General features: G+C 39.3%; 20 protein-coding genes. 11 read left to right on the top strand and 9 right to left on the bottom strand.

Annotated elements, in window-relative coordinates:
* Window positions 1–134: 134 nt before the first annotated feature.
* The 3 genes from AC0VYO_RS17670 to AC0VYO_RS17680 form a co-directional block, all read right to left on the bottom strand.
* Window positions 135–1,049, bottom strand: a complete 915-nt coding sequence (locus AC0VYO_RS17670; RefSeq protein WP_475367906.1) for a proline dehydrogenase family protein — start codon at window positions 1,047–1,049, stop codon at window positions 135–137.
* A gap of 439 nt (window positions 1,050–1,488) precedes the next feature.
* Window positions 1,489–1,764, bottom strand: coding sequence for a YusU family protein (locus AC0VYO_RS17675; RefSeq protein WP_475365745.1), 276 nt, complete (start codon window positions 1,762–1,764; stop codon window positions 1,489–1,491).
* A gap of 45 nt (window positions 1,765–1,809) precedes the next feature.
* A complete protein-coding gene (locus AC0VYO_RS17680; RefSeq protein ID WP_194218955.1) occupies window positions 1,810–2,142 on the bottom strand; it encodes a hypothetical protein in 333 nt (110 codons plus the stop codon).
* A gap of 385 nt (window positions 2,143–2,527) precedes the next feature.
* On the opposite strand from AC0VYO_RS17680, the gene AC0VYO_RS17685 reads away from it, so the two are divergent.
* The 9 genes from AC0VYO_RS17685 (at window position 2,528) to AC0VYO_RS17725 (ending at window position 11,307) form a co-directional block, all read left to right on the top strand.
* Entirely contained in the window at window positions 2,528–4,009 is a 1,482-nt protein-coding gene (locus tag AC0VYO_RS17685) for an FAD-dependent oxidoreductase (protein WP_475367907.1), read from the top strand.
* A gap of 73 nt (window positions 4,010–4,082) precedes the next feature.
* On the top strand, window positions 4,083–4,262 hold the full coding sequence (locus AC0VYO_RS17690; protein WP_475365748.1) for a hypothetical protein: 180 nt from the start codon (window positions 4,083–4,085) through the stop codon (window positions 4,260–4,262).
* Window positions 4,263–4,334: 72 nt separating this feature from the next.
* The gene (gene trhA, locus AC0VYO_RS17695; RefSeq protein WP_430241143.1) at window positions 4,335–4,979 is read left to right on the top strand and encodes a PAQR family membrane homeostasis protein TrhA; all 645 of its coding nucleotides are present in this window, start codon (window positions 4,335–4,337) and stop codon (window positions 4,977–4,979) included.
* A gap of 109 nt (window positions 4,980–5,088) precedes the next feature.
* Window positions 5,089–5,952 carry an ATP-binding cassette domain-containing protein gene (locus AC0VYO_RS17700; protein ID WP_475365749.1) on the top strand — a complete coding sequence of 288 codons (864 nt, stop codon included), beginning with the start codon at window positions 5,089–5,091 and terminating at the stop codon, window positions 5,950–5,952.
* Window positions 5,949–8,204 carry an ABC transporter permease gene (locus AC0VYO_RS17705; protein ID WP_475367908.1) on the top strand — a complete coding sequence of 752 codons (2,256 nt, stop codon included), beginning with the start codon at window positions 5,949–5,951 and terminating at the stop codon, window positions 8,202–8,204. Before AC0VYO_RS17700 ends, AC0VYO_RS17705 begins: the two co-directional genes overlap by 4 nt.
* Window positions 8,201–8,767 (top strand): RNA polymerase sigma factor, encoded by a 567-nt coding sequence (locus AC0VYO_RS17710; protein ID WP_226615125.1) that lies wholly within the window; start codon window positions 8,201–8,203, stop codon window positions 8,765–8,767. The genes AC0VYO_RS17705 and AC0VYO_RS17710 overlap by 4 nt, the downstream gene beginning before the upstream one ends.
* A complete protein-coding gene (locus AC0VYO_RS17715; RefSeq protein WP_226615126.1) occupies window positions 8,748–9,548 on the top strand; it encodes a hypothetical protein in 801 nt (266 codons plus the stop codon). The genes AC0VYO_RS17710 and AC0VYO_RS17715 overlap by 20 nt, the downstream gene beginning before the upstream one ends.
* Window positions 9,549–9,557: 9 nt before the next feature.
* Entirely contained in the window at window positions 9,558–10,424 is an 867-nt protein-coding gene (locus AC0VYO_RS17720) for an ATP-binding cassette domain-containing protein (RefSeq protein WP_430241092.1), read from the top strand.
* Window positions 10,425–10,548: 124 nt separating this feature from the next.
* The gene (locus AC0VYO_RS17725; RefSeq protein ID WP_430241094.1) at window positions 10,549–11,307 is read left to right on the top strand and encodes a potassium channel family protein; all 759 of its coding nucleotides are present in this window, start codon (window positions 10,549–10,551) and stop codon (window positions 11,305–11,307) included.
* A gap of 151 nt (window positions 11,308–11,458) precedes the next feature.
* On the opposite strand, the gene AC0VYO_RS17730 is transcribed toward AC0VYO_RS17725, so the two are convergent.
* The 5 genes from AC0VYO_RS17730 to AC0VYO_RS17750 all read right to left on the bottom strand — a co-directional run bounded on the left by AC0VYO_RS17730 (window position 11,459) and on the right by AC0VYO_RS17750 (window position 15,980).
* Window positions 11,459–12,262, bottom strand: coding sequence for a cupin domain-containing protein (locus tag AC0VYO_RS17730; protein WP_475365752.1), 804 nt, complete (start codon window positions 12,260–12,262; stop codon window positions 11,459–11,461).
* Between the two features lie 316 nt (window positions 12,263–12,578).
* Complete coding sequence (locus tag AC0VYO_RS17735; protein ID WP_283153713.1) at window positions 12,579–13,583, bottom strand: S8 family peptidase; 1,005 nt, start codon at window positions 13,581–13,583, stop codon at window positions 12,579–12,581.
* 114 nt (window positions 13,584–13,697) lie between these two features.
* Complete coding sequence (locus tag AC0VYO_RS17740; RefSeq protein ID WP_475369071.1) at window positions 13,698–15,059, bottom strand: PhoH family protein; 1,362 nt, start codon at window positions 15,057–15,059, stop codon at window positions 13,698–13,700.
* Between the two features lie 150 nt (window positions 15,060–15,209).
* Window positions 15,210–15,701 carry a GNAT family N-acetyltransferase gene (locus AC0VYO_RS17745; RefSeq protein WP_475367909.1) on the bottom strand — a complete coding sequence of 164 codons (492 nt, stop codon included), beginning with the start codon at window positions 15,699–15,701 and terminating at the stop codon, window positions 15,210–15,212.
* Between the two features lie 54 nt (window positions 15,702–15,755).
* Window positions 15,756–15,980, bottom strand: a complete 225-nt coding sequence (locus AC0VYO_RS17750) for a hypothetical protein (RefSeq protein WP_475367910.1) — start codon at window positions 15,978–15,980, stop codon at window positions 15,756–15,758.
* A 156-nt stretch (window positions 15,981–16,136) separates the two neighbouring features.
* Here AC0VYO_RS17750 and AC0VYO_RS17755 point away from each other — a divergent pair, with 156 nt between their 5' ends.
* Both AC0VYO_RS17755 and AC0VYO_RS17760 read left to right on the top strand, forming a co-directional pair.
* Window positions 16,137–16,295, top strand: coding sequence for a Fur-regulated basic protein FbpA (locus tag AC0VYO_RS17755; protein WP_194218945.1), 159 nt, complete (start codon window positions 16,137–16,139; stop codon window positions 16,293–16,295).
* Window positions 16,296–16,430: 135 nt separating this feature from the next.
* The gene (locus AC0VYO_RS17760; protein ID WP_226615133.1) at window positions 16,431–16,703 is read left to right on the top strand and encodes an HU family DNA-binding protein; all 273 of its coding nucleotides are present in this window, start codon (window positions 16,431–16,433) and stop codon (window positions 16,701–16,703) included.
* Between the two features lie 154 nt (window positions 16,704–16,857).
* On the opposite strand, the gene AC0VYO_RS17765 is transcribed toward AC0VYO_RS17760, so the two are convergent.
* Window positions 16,858–17,499 carry an MOSC domain-containing protein gene (locus AC0VYO_RS17765; protein ID WP_475367911.1) on the bottom strand — a complete coding sequence of 214 codons (642 nt, stop codon included), beginning with the start codon at window positions 17,497–17,499 and terminating at the stop codon, window positions 16,858–16,860.
* Between the last annotated feature and the right edge of the window lie 89 nt (window positions 17,500–17,588).

Here is a 17,588-nt window from a genome sequence, read left to right on the forward strand (position 1 = left end):
GAGCGAGATCATTTCCTCTGTCTATACTATAAAATATATTCTGAAATTTAGCAATATATCACACGGATTTTTTTGACAAAATTTTATAAATTTAAACAAAGCTTATTTTAAAGCGGACATTCGTCCGCTTTTCACTATTTCATCATTTTTTTAAGGACGAAAGCTACGTTTGCAGGCCTCTCAGCAAGTCTTCTCATAAAATATCCATACCAGTCTTTTCCATAGGGTACGTAGACACGCATTTTGAAACCTTCTTTAAGGAGCTCATCTTGTTTATCTACACAAATACCATATAGCATTTGAAATTCAAATTGAGAACGGGGGATATTGTATTCCTCTACGAGCTTCTTTGTGTATTCAATGATGCGATCATCATGGGTCGCAATGGCTGTGTAATTTCCATTCAATAAGTGCATTTTAATGATTTTTTTGAAATTCTCGTCGACATCCTTTTTATCCGGAAATGCGACTTTTGGTGACTCTTTATAAGCACCTTTAACAAGTCTAAGATTTGGAGATAGATCGTTCAGCTTTTCTACATCTTCAGCTACGCGGTATAAGTAGGCTTGAAGAACTGTACCAATGTTCGTATACTCCCTCTTTAGGTTAGTAAAAATCTCTATTGTTTTTCCGCACCTCTCGAAATCTTCCATATCAATCGTAACAAAGACATTGTGCTGATCAGCAGCTTCAAGAATTCGGCGCATATTTTTCATCGTCATATCGTAATCAATGTCTAACCCCATTGATGTGAGTTTAAGAGAAAGCTGAGAATCAAGATTTTCTGCTGCAATTCGCTCAATTGCTTCAATACAGTGGTTTGTCATTTCATCAGCCTCAGCGGCGTTATCTACAAACTCACCAAGATGATCGATTGTAACAGAAAGTCCCTTTTCATTTAGTTTCTTAATAGCATTTACAGAGCTATTAAGAGACGCACCGGCTACAAACCGGCTAGCTCCAAAGCGCATACCATACCGTTTCGCTACTTTTGTAGCTACTTTATTCTTCCCCATGTATAAAAAGAAATTACGCATTACTTGTTCCATCATAACCCCTCCATGTAAACGCATACAAAACGTCTAAAAAAATATATAGTAGAGAAAATCGGCATATAGTATCAAATACCGCCATATTTCGCCTTTAATGCTATTCTACCATGATATGCTGTCGTTTAGTCTATTTTTGATAGATTTTCTCCGTAATAAATTTTGTTAAATATTTACTTGAATTAGTATTCTATACCCCGCTTTTCACGAAAAAAACTGGAACTTAAAATAGTATATTTAAATGTTTCAAAATCGGATACTTCTCTTCTCATCTATTTTCATAACCTTTTTTCTTAACAACCACCTCATTTCTCAAGGGATGAGCTTCTGAAATGAAACAAAATCCTATATTAGCTTAAATGGTTGATTCTCGAATAAGCTAAAATCAAAAACGTTCGAAAATGTAGCCAAAAAAAAAGAAACCAGGGAAGTCCTGGTTTCACTTATCTGATTCTTTCTGGTTATCCTGTTGGTCTTTACGATGCTCTTCGTTCATAGTTTTGATTTCGGTCACTAGCTCTTTCATGGCATCCTTCGCATCAGGATACGTTTGATTCCAATGTTTCGCAAGAGGAGGCATCGTTTTTGAAAGATGCGTGTACATCGCCCATAGCTTCACTTTTTCCTTCAGCTCAGGGCTCGTATCTCCAAGGAGAAGCTCGGTGTATTTATCCATCAATCCATCGACTTGTTCCTGAAGTGTTTCAAGACTCATTTCATTCACTCCAATCACTAGCAGAATATCCTGATTATAGCATAATTAATGGGATACTCGACCGTTCACCTGAACTTCTCTTAACCTTCCATAATCAATGCGTTCTTGATTTTCTTTAATTGCCTTTATCAACTCTTCTATAAGTACCTTTTCATCCGTCACAATAAAGAAACGGCATGATATCATCGCGAAGTCGCCAAAAAATGCTCTGCAACCAGCATATCGTTTTGCATCACGGACTGGCTGATAAGGAAAAATAAAATTTCCACTTTGTTCAAATGCAGGATCAAGAGGATGTTCTTCAAGTTTCTTAATCAGCTCTCGAATCGTCAGCTCTCTTCCATGCTCATTTGTTCCTATTTCGATAATTTCAAGCAAGGTTGATTCCCCCTTCTTTACAAGATTCGAAAGCAAACTGCTCTGATAGAGGGCCGAAAGTGGAATGCACTCATTTCATGCGCTTTGATCCGAATCAATAGGCTATTATACATGCATTATCTAACATAGCCAAAAAAAAGAGTCAGAATAAATTCTGACTCTACAATGGGTCACAAAGAGTGAGTATATACAGAGGGGGGACCTGACCTCACTCTTTAATTTATCTTATGTTTCTTTTAACTTTGTGGCTGGACAAGTACCCCGGTACAAACATGGAAATTTCTCATTCATTAAGCTTCTTCTCGACACACTCATACATGATTTGCAACATCATACCTATTATAATAGAAGGATATCAAGCTCGGACCATCTTGGAGGGATCATTATGGATATTGTTGTTATTGGTGGTGGCATTGGCGGACTGACTGCTGGAGCATTACTGGCGAAAGAAGGCTACAACGTAACAATACTTGAAGCATCGAATGAATGGGGTGGATCAGCAGGAAAATTTACACGAGGGCATTTTCTCTTCCCTGTTGGAGCGACGATGGGGATGGGGTTCGAAGAAGGTGGATTACACTATCGCATTTTCCAAGAACTCGGTTTGTCCTTCCCTGTTTTTTCGTTGGATGAAATTATGAGAATATACGATGGCAATCGCGTCATGCCTTATTATACAGATCGAAATCGCCATTTATCAGAATGCGCTACCCAGTTTCCAGAACACTCCAAACAAATTGTTTCTTTCTATCGAGAAATATGGAAAATTGGAGCCGAAGTACGTAAGTTAATTGGACCTCTCCCTGTTGTACCTCCAGTCACCCTATCAGAATGGAAAGGGCTTCTACTATCTCTCAAACCAGGAACTCCCGGACTGGTTCCCTACCTTCGGAAAACAATGGGAGATCTTCTAAAAAAACATAATCTTAATGATGCACTAGACTTTCACCATTTTATTGATGGACAATTAATTGATAGCATGCAAACAACTAGTGAAGAGTTCTCAGCACTTATGGGTGCTCTTGCTCTCGATATTTATCACGAAGGGGCATATTACTCTGAAGGTGGATTGTATCGCATCGCTGAAACACTACAGCAATATATTGAACAGAACGGTGGTCGAACTTACCAGAGAAAGCAAATTCAATCGATTCGGCGTGAAAACAACCGTTGGGTAGCTGTCGATCAAAAAGGGGAGAGTTGGAGAGCTGATCACCTTATTAATAACTTACCTGTACAGGGCTTTGTTCCACTTCTTCCAGAACCACTTCAAGAACAACTCCCCACTAAGTTAAGAAAACGAAGTCAAATGACTCAGTGGGGAGCTTTTACGATGTATCTTGCTTTAGATGAAAAAATCATCCCTGAATATACGTCCCTCTTTAGTCAAGTCTTTTCGGATAATGGAAAAATGACCGAAGGAAATCACCTCTTCTTGTCACTTTCAAAATCCAATGATCTCTTTCGTGCGCCAGAGGGCTTTCGCACATTAACAGTCAGTACACATACAGAGCTTCACCATTGGGATACGAAAGAGAAATACGATCAATATAAAAAGGAGCTAACTGAGAAAATGCTCACAGGTATTGAAAGAGTGATACCTAATGTAAGAAGTGGAATCGAATTACAAATGACAGGTGCACCACGAGCATGGGAAAGATTTACGAAAAGACCTAAAGGCATGGTTGGAGGTTTCCCACAAACGAATGAATTTAGTTTGTTCAACAGTCTTTCTCACCGTACTGGTCTCAAGGGATTGTGGCTTTGTGGCGACAGCGTTTTCCCTGGAGCAGGTACTATTGGGGTTTCTACTAGTGGATATCATGTCTATCGCTCTATCACTAAGGAAATGATGAAAATAAAATAAGTCATTTTAGAATAAAATCGCTTCCTTAAGGCACAATGAGACTATCATTTAATGTTGAAGGAGCGAACCAACCGTGGATCAAAAGAATAATTTAGTTACTACTGACAGTGAAAAGTTACTTACTTCAATGCGAGAAGAAATTGCGGAAGAGTTTCTCGTTATGGCAGCTGCCACAGAACAAGTAGAAGAAAAAGATTTTTACACTTATCATCTCTTAAAAGAAGCAGAAAAACTACGTAATCTTAAAAAATAAGGTTCGATCAGAAATGACGTTCGGGAAATCATGTAGTATACTTCTAGTAATTGATCTAAAGGAATGATGCGAATCATGACAACTCATACGTTTACAGTTGGCGAGGAGCGAGCAAATTATATTACTCACGGAATTGGAGCTATCATAAGCGTTGCCGCTCTAGTCATCTTAATTGTGTTTGCGTCTCTCTATGGAACTGCCTGGCATATTGTAAGTTTTACACTTTTCGGTACAACGATGCTGATGCTTTATACGGCCTCTACACTCGTTCACAGCTTTCCACCTGGGAAAGCGAAAGACTTTTTCGAAATACTAGATCACTCTTCTATCTATTTCTTTATCGCTGGTACTTACACCCCCTTCTTGTTTATTGTAATTGAAGGTTGGCTAGGTTGGACACTATTTGGCATCGTGTGGGGACTCGCGATTATTGGAACAGTATTTAAAGCTTATTTTGTAAAAAAGTTTCTATTTGTCTCAACCATTCTCTACGTTTTAATGGGCTGGCTGATCGTTCTTGCCTGGAATCCACTCACGCAGAACTTGGCTCCAAACGGAATGATGCTTCTCATTGTTGGGGGTGTTCTCTACACAATTGGAGCGGTATTCTATGTCTGGAGAGCTTTTAAATACCATCATGCAGTTTGGCATCTTTTCGTGGTAGCTGGAACACTTGCTCATTTCTTCTGTGTTCTCTTCTATGTATTACCTCTTTAAAACCAATCCTCTGCACGCATCGTGCAGAGGATTTTTGTTTTCCATAACAAAACCTTTTATCGACTATAATCGTCTTAGCCATAGAATACTAGTAAAAGGATGAACGATTTTGATTGAAGTATCTCATCTAACTAAACAGTTCAAAAAAGAGAAGATTCTACATAACCTCACTTTGTCCATCGAAGGAGGCATGGTAGGGCTTATTGGTCCAAATGGTGCTGGAAAAACGACATTTATGAGAATGCTAGCTGCGGTCTCAAAGCCTTCTTCCGGAGAAATCTATCTTAAAGGTTATTCACTTAACCGAGAAGCTTCAAGTGTTCGGAAAGAAATCGGTTACCTCCCTCAACATTTCAAGCTGTATCCGCAGCTTACTGCATCTCAGTTTTTGGACTATGTTGGGAAGTTGAAACGAGACCACCATTATGATCATGAGCGAGAAAAAAAACGATTGCTTCATGCCCTTAATTTAGAAAAGCAACAGAATCAAAAAATTAAGACGTTCTCAAATGGAATGCAGCAACGTCTCGGCATTGCCCAGGCGCTTTATGGAGAACCCGCTGTGATGATATTCGACGAACCTTCTGCTGGACTTGATCCTGAAGAACGCTTACGCTTTCGCAACTTACTAGCTGATGTTTCTAGCCGAAAAACCGTCATTCTTTCTACGCATATTGTAGAAGACATTGAAGGAAGCTGTGATACGCTGATCGTTCTAAATAAAGGGCGCATTCTTTTTCAAGGCACACCAGATGAGCTTCAACGTAAGGGGAATGGACTTGTTTGGGAGTTCGACCTCTTTGATAATAACTGGGACCAATTAAATGGATTACAAATGACACTTACAAAACGAAAAGCAACAGGATTAAGGTGTCGAGCAATATCTCCAGTAGCACCATTTGAATTTGCCGAAGCCGTGGATCCTACCCTTGAAGAAGGGTACATGGCACTGATTGGGCGTGATGGACTATGAGAAAATGGCTTATCCAGTTTAAGCTTGAATTTTCTTTTTTGTATAAAAACTGGTTTTTCGCACCTCTTCCTTTCTTATATTTGATCTGGTTACTTTTTAGCATGAGTGCAGATCAAGAAGGAGGACATGGCAACCTCTACAGAACAACCTATGAAACAACGCACTCTCTTATATTCATTCTCGTTATTGGCTTAAGTATTCTGATTGGCGTTTATTTAATACGACGAGACGTTGGGAATGAATCATTTGAGTGGCACCAATCATTTCCCGTGTCCAATTTCGTATTCATATCAGCAAAATTGATGTCCGCGCTCATCTATATGACGATATATACGGTCCTAATGAGTGGAACCTACTTTATCTTTGCTATGAGAGATAACATTCCGGTGGAAGAAACGTTCACAATTCTGCGTTTCTATGGGACTCAATACGAAGTAGCGTTCTTTATTAGTTTAACTCTTGGCATGCTTTTATCGGTACTTATTAAAAATCGCTTTGTTTACTTAATCGCCTTCTGCGCCTGGATGTTTGGTACGCTATTCATGGAAATTTTCATTATTGATCAAGGCGGACACTTTTATCTTAAAGCGTTCCATCTAACCTACTTATTTGTCGATTCTGTTCTTGTTAATGGCACCTGGGGAATTGAATTAATGAAAGAAGAACTACAGTTACAGCGCATTTTTGTTTTAACGGTTTCTTCCTTTCTCCTGGTACTCATCATTTTCATTCTCAATAAACGCAGACCTCATCCATATACGTGGCTGTGGAAGGTTGCACTCATGATCAGTATAGGAATTGTCGTGATTTCGTATCTTCCATATGCTTCTTTCTGGAAGGAGCGAACTGATGAATTTAGTAAGATTAAACAAGAATCTCCATTGATAACAGACGAACAAAACGGTCAAGCTAGTTACATGTCTTTCCCTTCCCTTTCTTCTCCTAATACTCTTATGAAAGAGGAAGAAGAGCTCTATCAACCAGAACGTTTTGAAATAAAACAATTTGACTTATCCATTCAGCATGAAGATCAATCACTTTTCATTGATGCATCTCTCACTCTACCATCAGCAGAATTTCAAACAAAGGAGTTCATGAAATTCACATTGAATCAGACATTTTCAGTTAACCAAGTCACGATTGATCAACATCCAATTCCATTTACTCAAGAGAATGATTTTCTGACCGTTACTTTACCTGAAAATATGAAAGAACCTGTTATTCGTATTCAATATGAAGGACCATACAAACTATGGGCATCTAATAATGGTCAGGAATACTATCCGGGCCATGTTGGAAATGATCAAATGATTATGCCTTCTCAAACAGCCTGGTATCCATTGCCAGGGCATCAATATTTATATGACATGAACGGAGAATCACAAACGAATATTGGGATTTCGAATAGAGCCACTTTTAATGTTGAAGTTTCAAGTATAGCACTACCCTTATATGGCACAATCGATGAACTTAAAACAAATGTTGGAACCTATAAACTTCAAGGGAAAACTTCTAAATTAGACCTTTATGCTGGAGATCTGACTGAAGTTGATTCTACTTATTATCCAATGTCAATCGTAACGGACAGTTACAATCGTGATCGTGCTGTTGAGCTCATGAAGGAATTGGACAAACGCCTTCTATACACCAACCACTATTTAACGAAAAAAATAGAGCCTATGCGTCATTTTTTTATCGTTCCTGTAGAGAATATTCGCTGGGCCAATTACGTGAGACAACAAGGTTTTATTGATCAAAACTATATCCTAAGCGAATCCACTTTCTATCAAATGGATGAAACTTATCTTATGAAATTGCTCTTTCAAGTGAGTCTATTCCATGATGGTACTGAGATTTATGGGTATGAGGACGGCGAGCTAGTAACAAGTGCCATCCAAAGTGCTTATACGTACATTTATGAATTAGAAAATGGAAATAAAAAAAAGGCCAGTCAAATCCGCGACCTTGTTATCAAGATTCAAGATGATATCCCACTGGAAGACTACAGTGAGGAAGAAATCAAAGCTAACCAGATTTTCACAATGATCAACGAAGCCATTGCTGATGAAGATAGTAAGCAAGTGAAAGAAGTCCTAGATCGAATATATAGCGAACGCTGGGTAGACCCGGGATTCGCAGCAGATTTCACCTTGTTTCGAGAACCTTCTACTCTCATTCCTTACGAAGAATGGCAGAAAATATGGGATGAAGTGATGCAAGGTCATCAGACTAGAAAGGAGGATGGTTCATGACAGATGAGGAACTAGTAGTCGCTATGGCACGTGGAAATCAGGCTGCTTTCGAAGCCCTTGTTCATCGTTATCATGCTCCGCTTCTTGGTTATCTAGAACGGATGTTACGTGATAGAAGAAAGGCCGAAGATGTTGTTCAAGAAACCTTCCTGAAATTAATTAAACAACTAAAAACAAAGAAAACCCCAGAAAAGATCAAGCCCTGGCTTTACCAGGTGGCCACAAATCAATGCCGAGATTATTGGAAAAGCGCGGGATTTAGGTCAGAAAAGCAAATTCTCGACTTCATTCCAGATCAAGCTGACCGAGAACCATCAGTAGTGGAACTATTTGAAAGGCAAGAATCACGCGTGGAGTTTCTCAAGCAGCTCGATACGCTTTCTGAGACGCAAAGAGAAATTGTGTATTTACGGTTTTACCAGGAATTAAAGTATCAAGAAATTGCAGAAGCTTTGGAACTTCCACTCGGTACAGTAAAGTCGAACTTATTTCATGCCTTGAAGAAACTAAAAGCTTCAATAGAACGAAAGGAGGAAGTTAGCCATGCAAGACATCGATCTTGAATTAGAAAAGTTAGAAGAAGATCTAGAGCAGCCGATCAAGTCATATCTGGCAACGTCACCCCGTTCAGAGGATACACAGAAGCTGCTTCTTTCGTTACAGGATCCTTTCGATGAACTTAAACCTTCTCAAATCGAATTTGATTTCGATGAAAAACCTGAGCCTGCAAAACCGTCACTAACAAAGCAATGCCTTAATCAATTCCGTTCTTATCACTGGGCTTACTGGCTGATTAGCGTATTGATTTTTGCAATGTTAACGATGATTTCGGCTGGAAGCATGGAATCAGACAGTTTATTTCCTATCGTTGTTCCCATTTATCTATTATTTGGTGTGCTTTATAGTTATAAAACCTGGAACAAAGAAATGCGGATGGTCGAATCGATTACACCTTTTCCTCCAGCACTTCTTCTCTTAAGTAAATTGCTTGTTGTCTTAGTCGTAAACATTGGTTTGGCCCTGTTATCTACCTTATATATTGTGAAAGATAATACGATGGTTAACCCCGCTACGTTTCTTTTGCATTGGTTCGCGCCGCTTCTCTTTCTGACAGGTTTGCTTGCCTTTGTCATGTTCCATAAAGGGGTAATTGCCGGATTTATCGCCTCACTTGCTGGATGGGCGCTTACTTTTCTTGTATTACCTTATACTGTTTTCGAACTATCTGGTGAAGCACTTCAACAAGACTTACTCTTTGTTGTCTCCTACCTTATTATCCTTGGACTTGGAGTTGCCATGCTCTTCTTATCGTATCGGAAGAGTTTGCATCTTCAATATTTGTGAGATTAGGGTATGATTCAACTACAAAACATCAAATATACTCGAAAACAATTCTCACTTGCTATTCCCGAACTAACACTTGGTTCCGGAATCACCATTCTAGTTGGTAAGAACGGCGCTGGTAAATCTACCTTACTACAACTTCTAGCAACAGCAATAAGACCACATAGAGGCATCATTGAATATGGTGGGAGAACAGTTGATACCTCCCTCCCCTTTATTCGTAAGAATATCGGCTTTCTTCCAACAGGTATCGAATTATATGAAGAAATGAGAATGAAGAGGTTCCTTAGGTATATGTGTGAATTAAAAGGGGTCCTTCACCAGGATGCCGTTGATCAAACGATGGAAGCCCTACATATTCAAACATGTAAAAGGAAGAAAATTAAAGCTCTCTCTCAAGGAGTGAAACAGCGTGTTGGTATTGCACAAGCCATTCTTGACTGTCCTCCTATTTTGCTACTTGATGAACCGTTAAACTACCTCGATAGTCGTGAACGAAAGAACGTCGTCTCCCTTCTATCAAGATATGCCGAAAAAAGGCTTGTTCTTATCGCGACACATGAGTTAAATGAATGGGAAGATATTGCTGACGATTTAATATGGCTTCATGAAGGGGAAATTCTTTTTCATGGGTCCATTTCTCTTTGGAAAAGAGAGCTTCCTTTACGTGTGTGGGAAGGGAAAATCCTTCTTAACGAAATCGCTCAACTAGAGCAGGAGCGGATTATTCACATGAAACGATTAAATAAACAGTACTTGATTAAATACATTGATATCACAAAACCCTTCGATCATTTTCGTGAAGCGGAAACAACCATTGAAGATGCCTACTTCATTCGCAAGAAATCATGGGATGGAGACATCATCCCAATCTAAAGTTCTTTTGCTTTTATCAAAAAAGCTTAACTTCAGTCCCCCAATTTATGGAGGACTTCTTTTTTTGCAGGGAGATTCTTCTTGATAGCGAAATAGTGATAAATAGACAAAAGAAGGTGATCCATTGCAAAAGCAGTCTCTAGGATTGATTTATGAATTTGTGCTCGCCCTTCTCCTTATTTTTTCACTCGTCATTGATTTACCCGATCCCGAAGGCGCAGCGCTCGATTTTTTTATTTGGATTTTATTCTTACTTGATTATGCGACGCGGCTTTTTTTAAGTGATCACAAATGGACTTTTATCAAACAACATCCGCTGGATTTGATTGCTATTATTCCGCTCGATCAATTGTTTCGGACCGCAAGACTCGTCCGCTTTATACGGGTGATTCGATTAGTCGCACTTATTAATCACCGCACGTCTGTTTTTGAACTCTTTCTAACCAAATATAAAATTGATCGTGCGTTTGTCTATGTTATCTCACTCCTCTTCATTTCAGCGCTTTCGATGAAATGGATTGAACCAGAATTTGAGACATATGGTGATGCCCTCTGGTGGGCAGTTGTGACTACTACTACGGTGGGGTATGGAGACCTCTATCCTGAAACAACTGCAGGCAAACTGGTTGCTGCGGTATTAATGATGGTCGGAATTGGAACGATCGGTGTTATTACAGGAACCGTTGCGGCTATGTTTTCAAATAACAGTCGAAATAAACTCCCTACTGAGTTAGATGACATTAAAAGAAAAATCAATCATTACCCTAATATTAGCCAGCTAGACTACAAGCATATGATCGAACAACTTGAAAAAATAAAGATACAAGAAGCAAATAGAACGGATGACCCACAAAACACGAAAGAAAGTGATGACTCCTTTTGAAGTTAAACTTCCAATTAGCACAAATATGGTTTCACCTCAGAAGAGCTAATCCTTTTTAAGCTCTTCTGGGGTGAAAAATTTCTGTTAAACAATTCGAACCCTGATCAATCTACGACCGTAGAGCATCTTGTTCATTTTCTTAAGCTATTTTCTACATGTTCTTACTTTGTTGAAGAAGTTTGGACTGTCCAGTTCGCTCCCAATCTTCCACTATTTCATAGGCTTTTTCAGGAGAGTAACCCTTTCCAACCAGCACTCCCATTAGAATAAACTCTTGAAGAATGTGTGTTGCATTTATACCTCTTTCGACATCTTCCAACCCTTCATTTACTAAGAATTCCGTGTATTTCACCCATTCATCTGGCGTTTTGCCAAACACAGCTGAGTTTCGATTACGCTCGCCTTCTTCCGCCGCTATAGCATCTTCTTTTGTCTCATGAACCGTTCCAAAAGGATGATTAGGTGGAGCATAGATCGAGTAAAGCTTAATCGGAACATCTCCAGTATTTGTGAGATTGTGCCATGTGCCAGCGGGTATAAATACAGCATAATCATCATAAACCTCTCGTTCATAATTCAAAGAATCTTTACGTTTCCCCATTTGCACCTTTCCCTGCCCTTGTTCAATTCGCAAAAATTGGTCAAGGTTCGGGTGCATTTCCAAACCAATGTCTTCACCAACATCGATACTCATTAACGTTAATTGTAAATGTTCACCTGTCCATAAAGCTGTGCGAAAGGTATCGTTTTGCTTCGTTGCTTCATTAATATTAGCGACAAATGGTTTCGGTCCATAATCTTTGAATTCCCTACTTCCAGCATTGTTAGAAGATGGAGATGCAAGACCTTGCTTTGTCAATTGAGGCAAAGGTTCGTAACCAGGCTGTCTCTCCTCGTTATAAGTTGGCGGACGTTGATAGTGATGATAAGGATGCACAGAAGGATCATAGTACATAGTTTCTCAATCCCTTCACAATGTATAAATTATCCTATGCATCTATCATGGGTGTGTACCTAATAAGAACTAGGAAAATATCATTAACCTTATGAAGATCCTCCTAGCTCACATCAAAAATGAATGCTTTGTTGCATAGTGAATCCTTTTACATACTTTTTCTCAAGTCCACTTCTTTTGAACCTGATTCACCACCTTAGATTGGAAATATCATGCACCAACATATTTATATAACACACAAATCGTAGTGCGAATCTTAATTCGCACTACGATTTGTGATGTAAATGATAATATTGATTTCACTTTACTTGTGAAGTTATTTCGTTACTTTTTCTGATTTCACTTCAGTTTGATCCCACGCGGTTGTATAAATATTAAAGAGCGATTCGAGCTGATTCATAAAATTTAAAGCGAGAAGGCCATTTCCTTCAGCTTGCTTTGTACAACCGATAGGCACGGTTCTCTTGATAAGCTGTGAATAAATTTCAGCTTCACTAAGCGTGCGCTTAAATTCCTTCTCAGAAACATTCATGAGAAGTGCCAGTGCCCCTGATACGTGCGGAGCAGCCATTGAGGTTCCAGAAAGAACAGCATATTCACTACCAGGATAAGTTGAAAGAATATCTACACCTGGTGCAATTAAGTCAATCTCATTATTCGTATTGGAAAATGGAGCGAGCGTGCGTTGGAAAGAGGCCGCTCCTACTTCAATTACTTCATTATAGGCACCTGGATAAGCAAATTCAGATGTGTCTTCTCTATCGTCTCCTTCATTACCAGCGGCGCACACAACTGAAATATTTTGATTCACGGCATCTTTAATAACATCGTGAAGTTCTGGTACATCAGATGGTCCACCGAGCGACATCGAGATCACATTTACCCGTTCACCTTCTGTCCCCTTCCAATCGATGGCATACCGAATCCCATTAATGATAGATTGATATGAACCACTTCCTGCTTCATTCAGTACTTTAACGATCAAGAGCTTTGAATCTGGGGCAACACCTTGAACCCCTTTTTCTCCGTTCGTTGCTGCAATCGTTCCGGCGACATGCGTACCGTGACCATTATTATCATCATAACGATCTGCATCTCCACCGAAATCTTGCGTAAAGTTCTTACCTCCAATAATACGTGATTGAAGATCAGGATGATCAATTTGACAACCTGTGTCTACTACCGCAATGATTCGTCCTTTTCCTTTTTCAGATTCTTCCCATACCGCTGGTGCTTGAATCATTTCAATCCCATCTGGAAGAATTCCTGCTTCTTGAACGACTGCATTAACCTCGAATGGTATTAATCTAACATCACTCATGTTTAGCGCCCCTCTCTTTTAACTGAATTATCTGATAGAAAAGATCGGTTTGTCTAGTTCCATATGGTCTAATTTCCCATTTTATTTTTTGAGGATATCATCCCTTCGTACTACTTAAAGAAGTCGAGCAGCTATTTCAGCAAGCTTACTTCGCTCTGTACTCGTTAAGTGGACAATTCCTACCTCATCTTCCTGCTTTAGCCGTTCAACAGCATACGTTAAACCATTGTTCACTGAATCGAGGTAAGGATGATCAATCTGTTCGGGGTCCCCAATTAGAACAATCTTCGTTCCCTCGCCTACTCTTGTTAAAATCGTTTTCACTTCATGTGGAGATAAGTTTTGAGCTTCATCAATAATCACAAATTGATGAGGGATGCTCCTCCCTCTTATGTACGTTAACGCTTCGACTTTTAGCGTCCTCAAGCCAGTTAAAATGTTTGTTAACTCTTCTTCATTACTGGCATCAAATAAAAATTCTAGATTATCATAGATTGGTTGAATCCAGGGTCTAAGCTTCTCTTCTTTCTCACCAGGTAAAAAGCCGATATCATTTCCAACTGGTACCACGGGCTTTGAAACAAGTAGCTTTTGATAATGCTGCTCGTCTTCCGTCTGACTAAGTCCTGCAGCAAGTGCAAGAAGCGTTTTCCCCGTTCCCGCCTTTCCAGTTGCACAAACAAGTGAAACACTTTTATCCATCAACTGTTCCATTAACATACGCTGCTGCACGTTTTTTGGGAGGATTCCCCAAATATGTTCACTTTCTCGGTTTAGGCCTTGAATTACTACTTTCTGATTTCGAATTAATACTCTTCCAATCCCAGAATGACTACTTCCAAAAATATCTTTTAAAAGGATAAAATCTTGACTATAAACTTCTGTGTTCATATACTCACGCAGAATATTCATAGAGAGTTCGCCGCTCTTATAAAGAGAGTCAATGATTTCAGGAGGCACTAGAATTTCATGATAGCCTCTATGAAGACGATCGACGTGCTCAATAAGACGATCATTTTCATATAGTTCAGGAAAAAAAGATGGTAACTCAAGTGATTTTTTTAAGGCATCTGCTTTCGCGATCATTAACATATCATTTGAAACAAGAACGACATCTCCTATATCATCCGCGCTTAAGTTAATCGATACTGCAATAATGCGATTATCATTGGAATCTTCACTAAACTCATTTCGTAGTTTATCAAAAGAGCGATGATTTAACTCAATTCGAAATGTTCCTCCAGATTCAAATGGAATCGGTTCATCGAGCTTGCCTTTGTTTTTATCTCGCAGTTTTTTGTACATTCTGCTAAATTCTCGTGCATTACGACCTACCTCATTCATCAACCGCTTCTTAGAATCGATTTCTTCAATCACAATCGCTGGAACCACAACGTGATTGTCACCAAATCGAAATAGGGAATGAGCATCATGCAAAAGAATATTGGTGTCTAGAACAAAGGTTTTCAACAACAGAACAGCTCCTTTTTAACGGAAGTTTAAGAAGGCGAAGGATTAATTCTTCACGTTGAGTATTCCAGATTCTCTCTTCGCAATCCTACCTTTTTACAGAAACACAATGAGATTTACAGCATCTTCACAAAAGGTTGGCTACTGTTTGCGCTTCTATTCTCGGATATATTGCTTATACTCCGCATACTCCCTAAACCCCAGCTTTCGTAGAATAGGTTCAGAAGTACCGACTCTCGCTTGCGTCACCGCTATCTCGCATCCTCTTTGACTCGCTTTATATAAACGTGCCTTCAGCATGTTTTTGTAAATCCCTTTCCCTCTATATTCAGGCAGAACCGCTGCTCCATTTAAATAAAGAGCTTTCCCATCCTTACTATAGCGATAATTTGAATAACCGATTGGATACTTTCCGTCTAGTAAGAGCGTATAGCCTCCTCTTCGCTCAGCGAACTGAAGATAAGAAGCTCTTTCATTAATAGCAGCTTGCATCGCCTGATTGTCATAACCCCAAACCTTCCCTGCGGTCTCTACATGCCCAAGAACGTCTTCTTTCGTTGTCACTTCCTTATGGATATATTCTGATGATGACGGAATTTCTTCTGTTAGTTCCTTTGCTAAACCAACGTATGTATCTGCGTGCTTCATCCCCAATTTAATAAGCTTTTTTTCGAGTTCACTAGACTCAGAACTTGTTTGGATCTACCAGGAGAAGGGACTGTTCTGAAAATACGCTATCGCTTCTTCAACCTCGTTAAGAGTTCGACTGAAGCGAACAACCTTATTCGCATAGACGCTTGCTGATTTATCATTTTTGATCATCACTAGGTCATCTTTTTGAATATAGTGAATAGATTCAGGTACAAGAGCTTCTTCGTAATCCCATTGAATGGCTTCAATTGCACAAATAATTTGCTCCTCATTCATTGCTCATCATCTCATTTCTATAAAAAGCTTCAATTATGTATAAGGCGCTCTAAGAATCCTACATGTCCTTTGTCCAATCTGTCACATCTAATTTTGATTAAAATGCATAGCCCCAGGACATACTGGGAATAAAAAATCGTTAAGGAGGATGTGCTCATGGAAACCAATCAGCTCAGAAAAGCACTAGAGCAACGTAGAAATTACTACATTTCGAAGCTTATTGAGGCAGGAGCCTATTCCACCGCTGACCACCATCTGTATCAATGTACACTGACGGACCTTCAAAAAGAGTACAAACAACTATCCAACTATTAATATCCTATAATCACTGGAGATTCGTTAAGAGTCTCTTTTTTATATTCTTTTATTCACGATGTATAAATCACTGATGTACTGGCGAAAATAGTGCCATAGCATTGAAACTAGCAAATTTAGAAAGGATGAAACTCAGTGAATAAAGCGGAACTTCTAACGACAGTTGCGGAAAGATCGGAAATGTCAAAGAAAGATACTGCAAGAGTGGTAGACACGTTAATGGATACGATTGCTGAGGCACTTGCGAAAGGGGAAAAAGTGCAGCTTGTAGGATTTGGTAATTTTGAAGTAAGGGAACGTTCTGCCCGAAAAGGACGCAACCCGCAAACTGGTGAAGAAATTCTCATTCAAGCTTCAAAGACACCTGCTTTTAAACCTGGGAAAGCATTAAAAGAAAAAGTTGTTTAACTTACAGATAAGCTGGATCCACTCGGTTCCAGCTTTTATTTGAGGAGAAATCAATGGAACTGATGCAGATTGTTAAATACACCGTTACTTTCGTTACGATTATTATGCTGATCGTCTTTTATTATAGAATGGCTAAAAAATAATGGCGCGCAACTTAAAGCGCGCTCAACTGTTTACTTAGCTTGTTATACCAGTTTTCATTCAGTTCTTTTGCAAGTAATACCTTTTCGAGCCCAGCGCGATCTTTTCGATCATTGTACGTAACGCGATTGACTAAAGCAACAGTTACATCATGATCTGGACGACTCTCAAGGGTTATTTCATCCCCGGCTTTAACTTCACCTTCTTCTAACACTCGGAGATAATAACCACTGTATCCATTTTCCATCACAAATAAGTGCATGTTATCATCTTCAAACTTCTTCGCGAGTTTAAAGCATGGCTGCCTCGGTAAGCTAACCTGTACTTGAATCTCACCAATTCGATAAATATCACCGATACGAGCTTCTGTCTCATCCATTCCAACTACTGTAAAATTCTCACCAAATGCACCAGCCTTCAGTTCACATCTTAAACGTTCTTCCCAATAGGCATAATGCTCCAAGGGATAAACACAAATGGCTTTCTCTGATCCTCCGTGATGAACAAGATCCGCTTGCCCATCTCCTTCTACTTGTAATTTAGATACATAAACTGATTCACTCACTGGTTGTTTGTATATGCCTGTAGAGATCAACTTCCCTTTGTAGCGCGTTTCAATAGGTTTCCCTACATTCAAACTTACTAATTTCGCCATCCGACCGCCTCCTTTCTATAGTTTAGCACAGGGAGAAGCAACAAATATGATTCTAATTCATGCAAAAAAACAGCCGATTGACGACTGTT

The organism is Anaerobacillus sp. 63XJN7_4_ISO-PGPR-S23-413, from assembly GCF_056173725.1.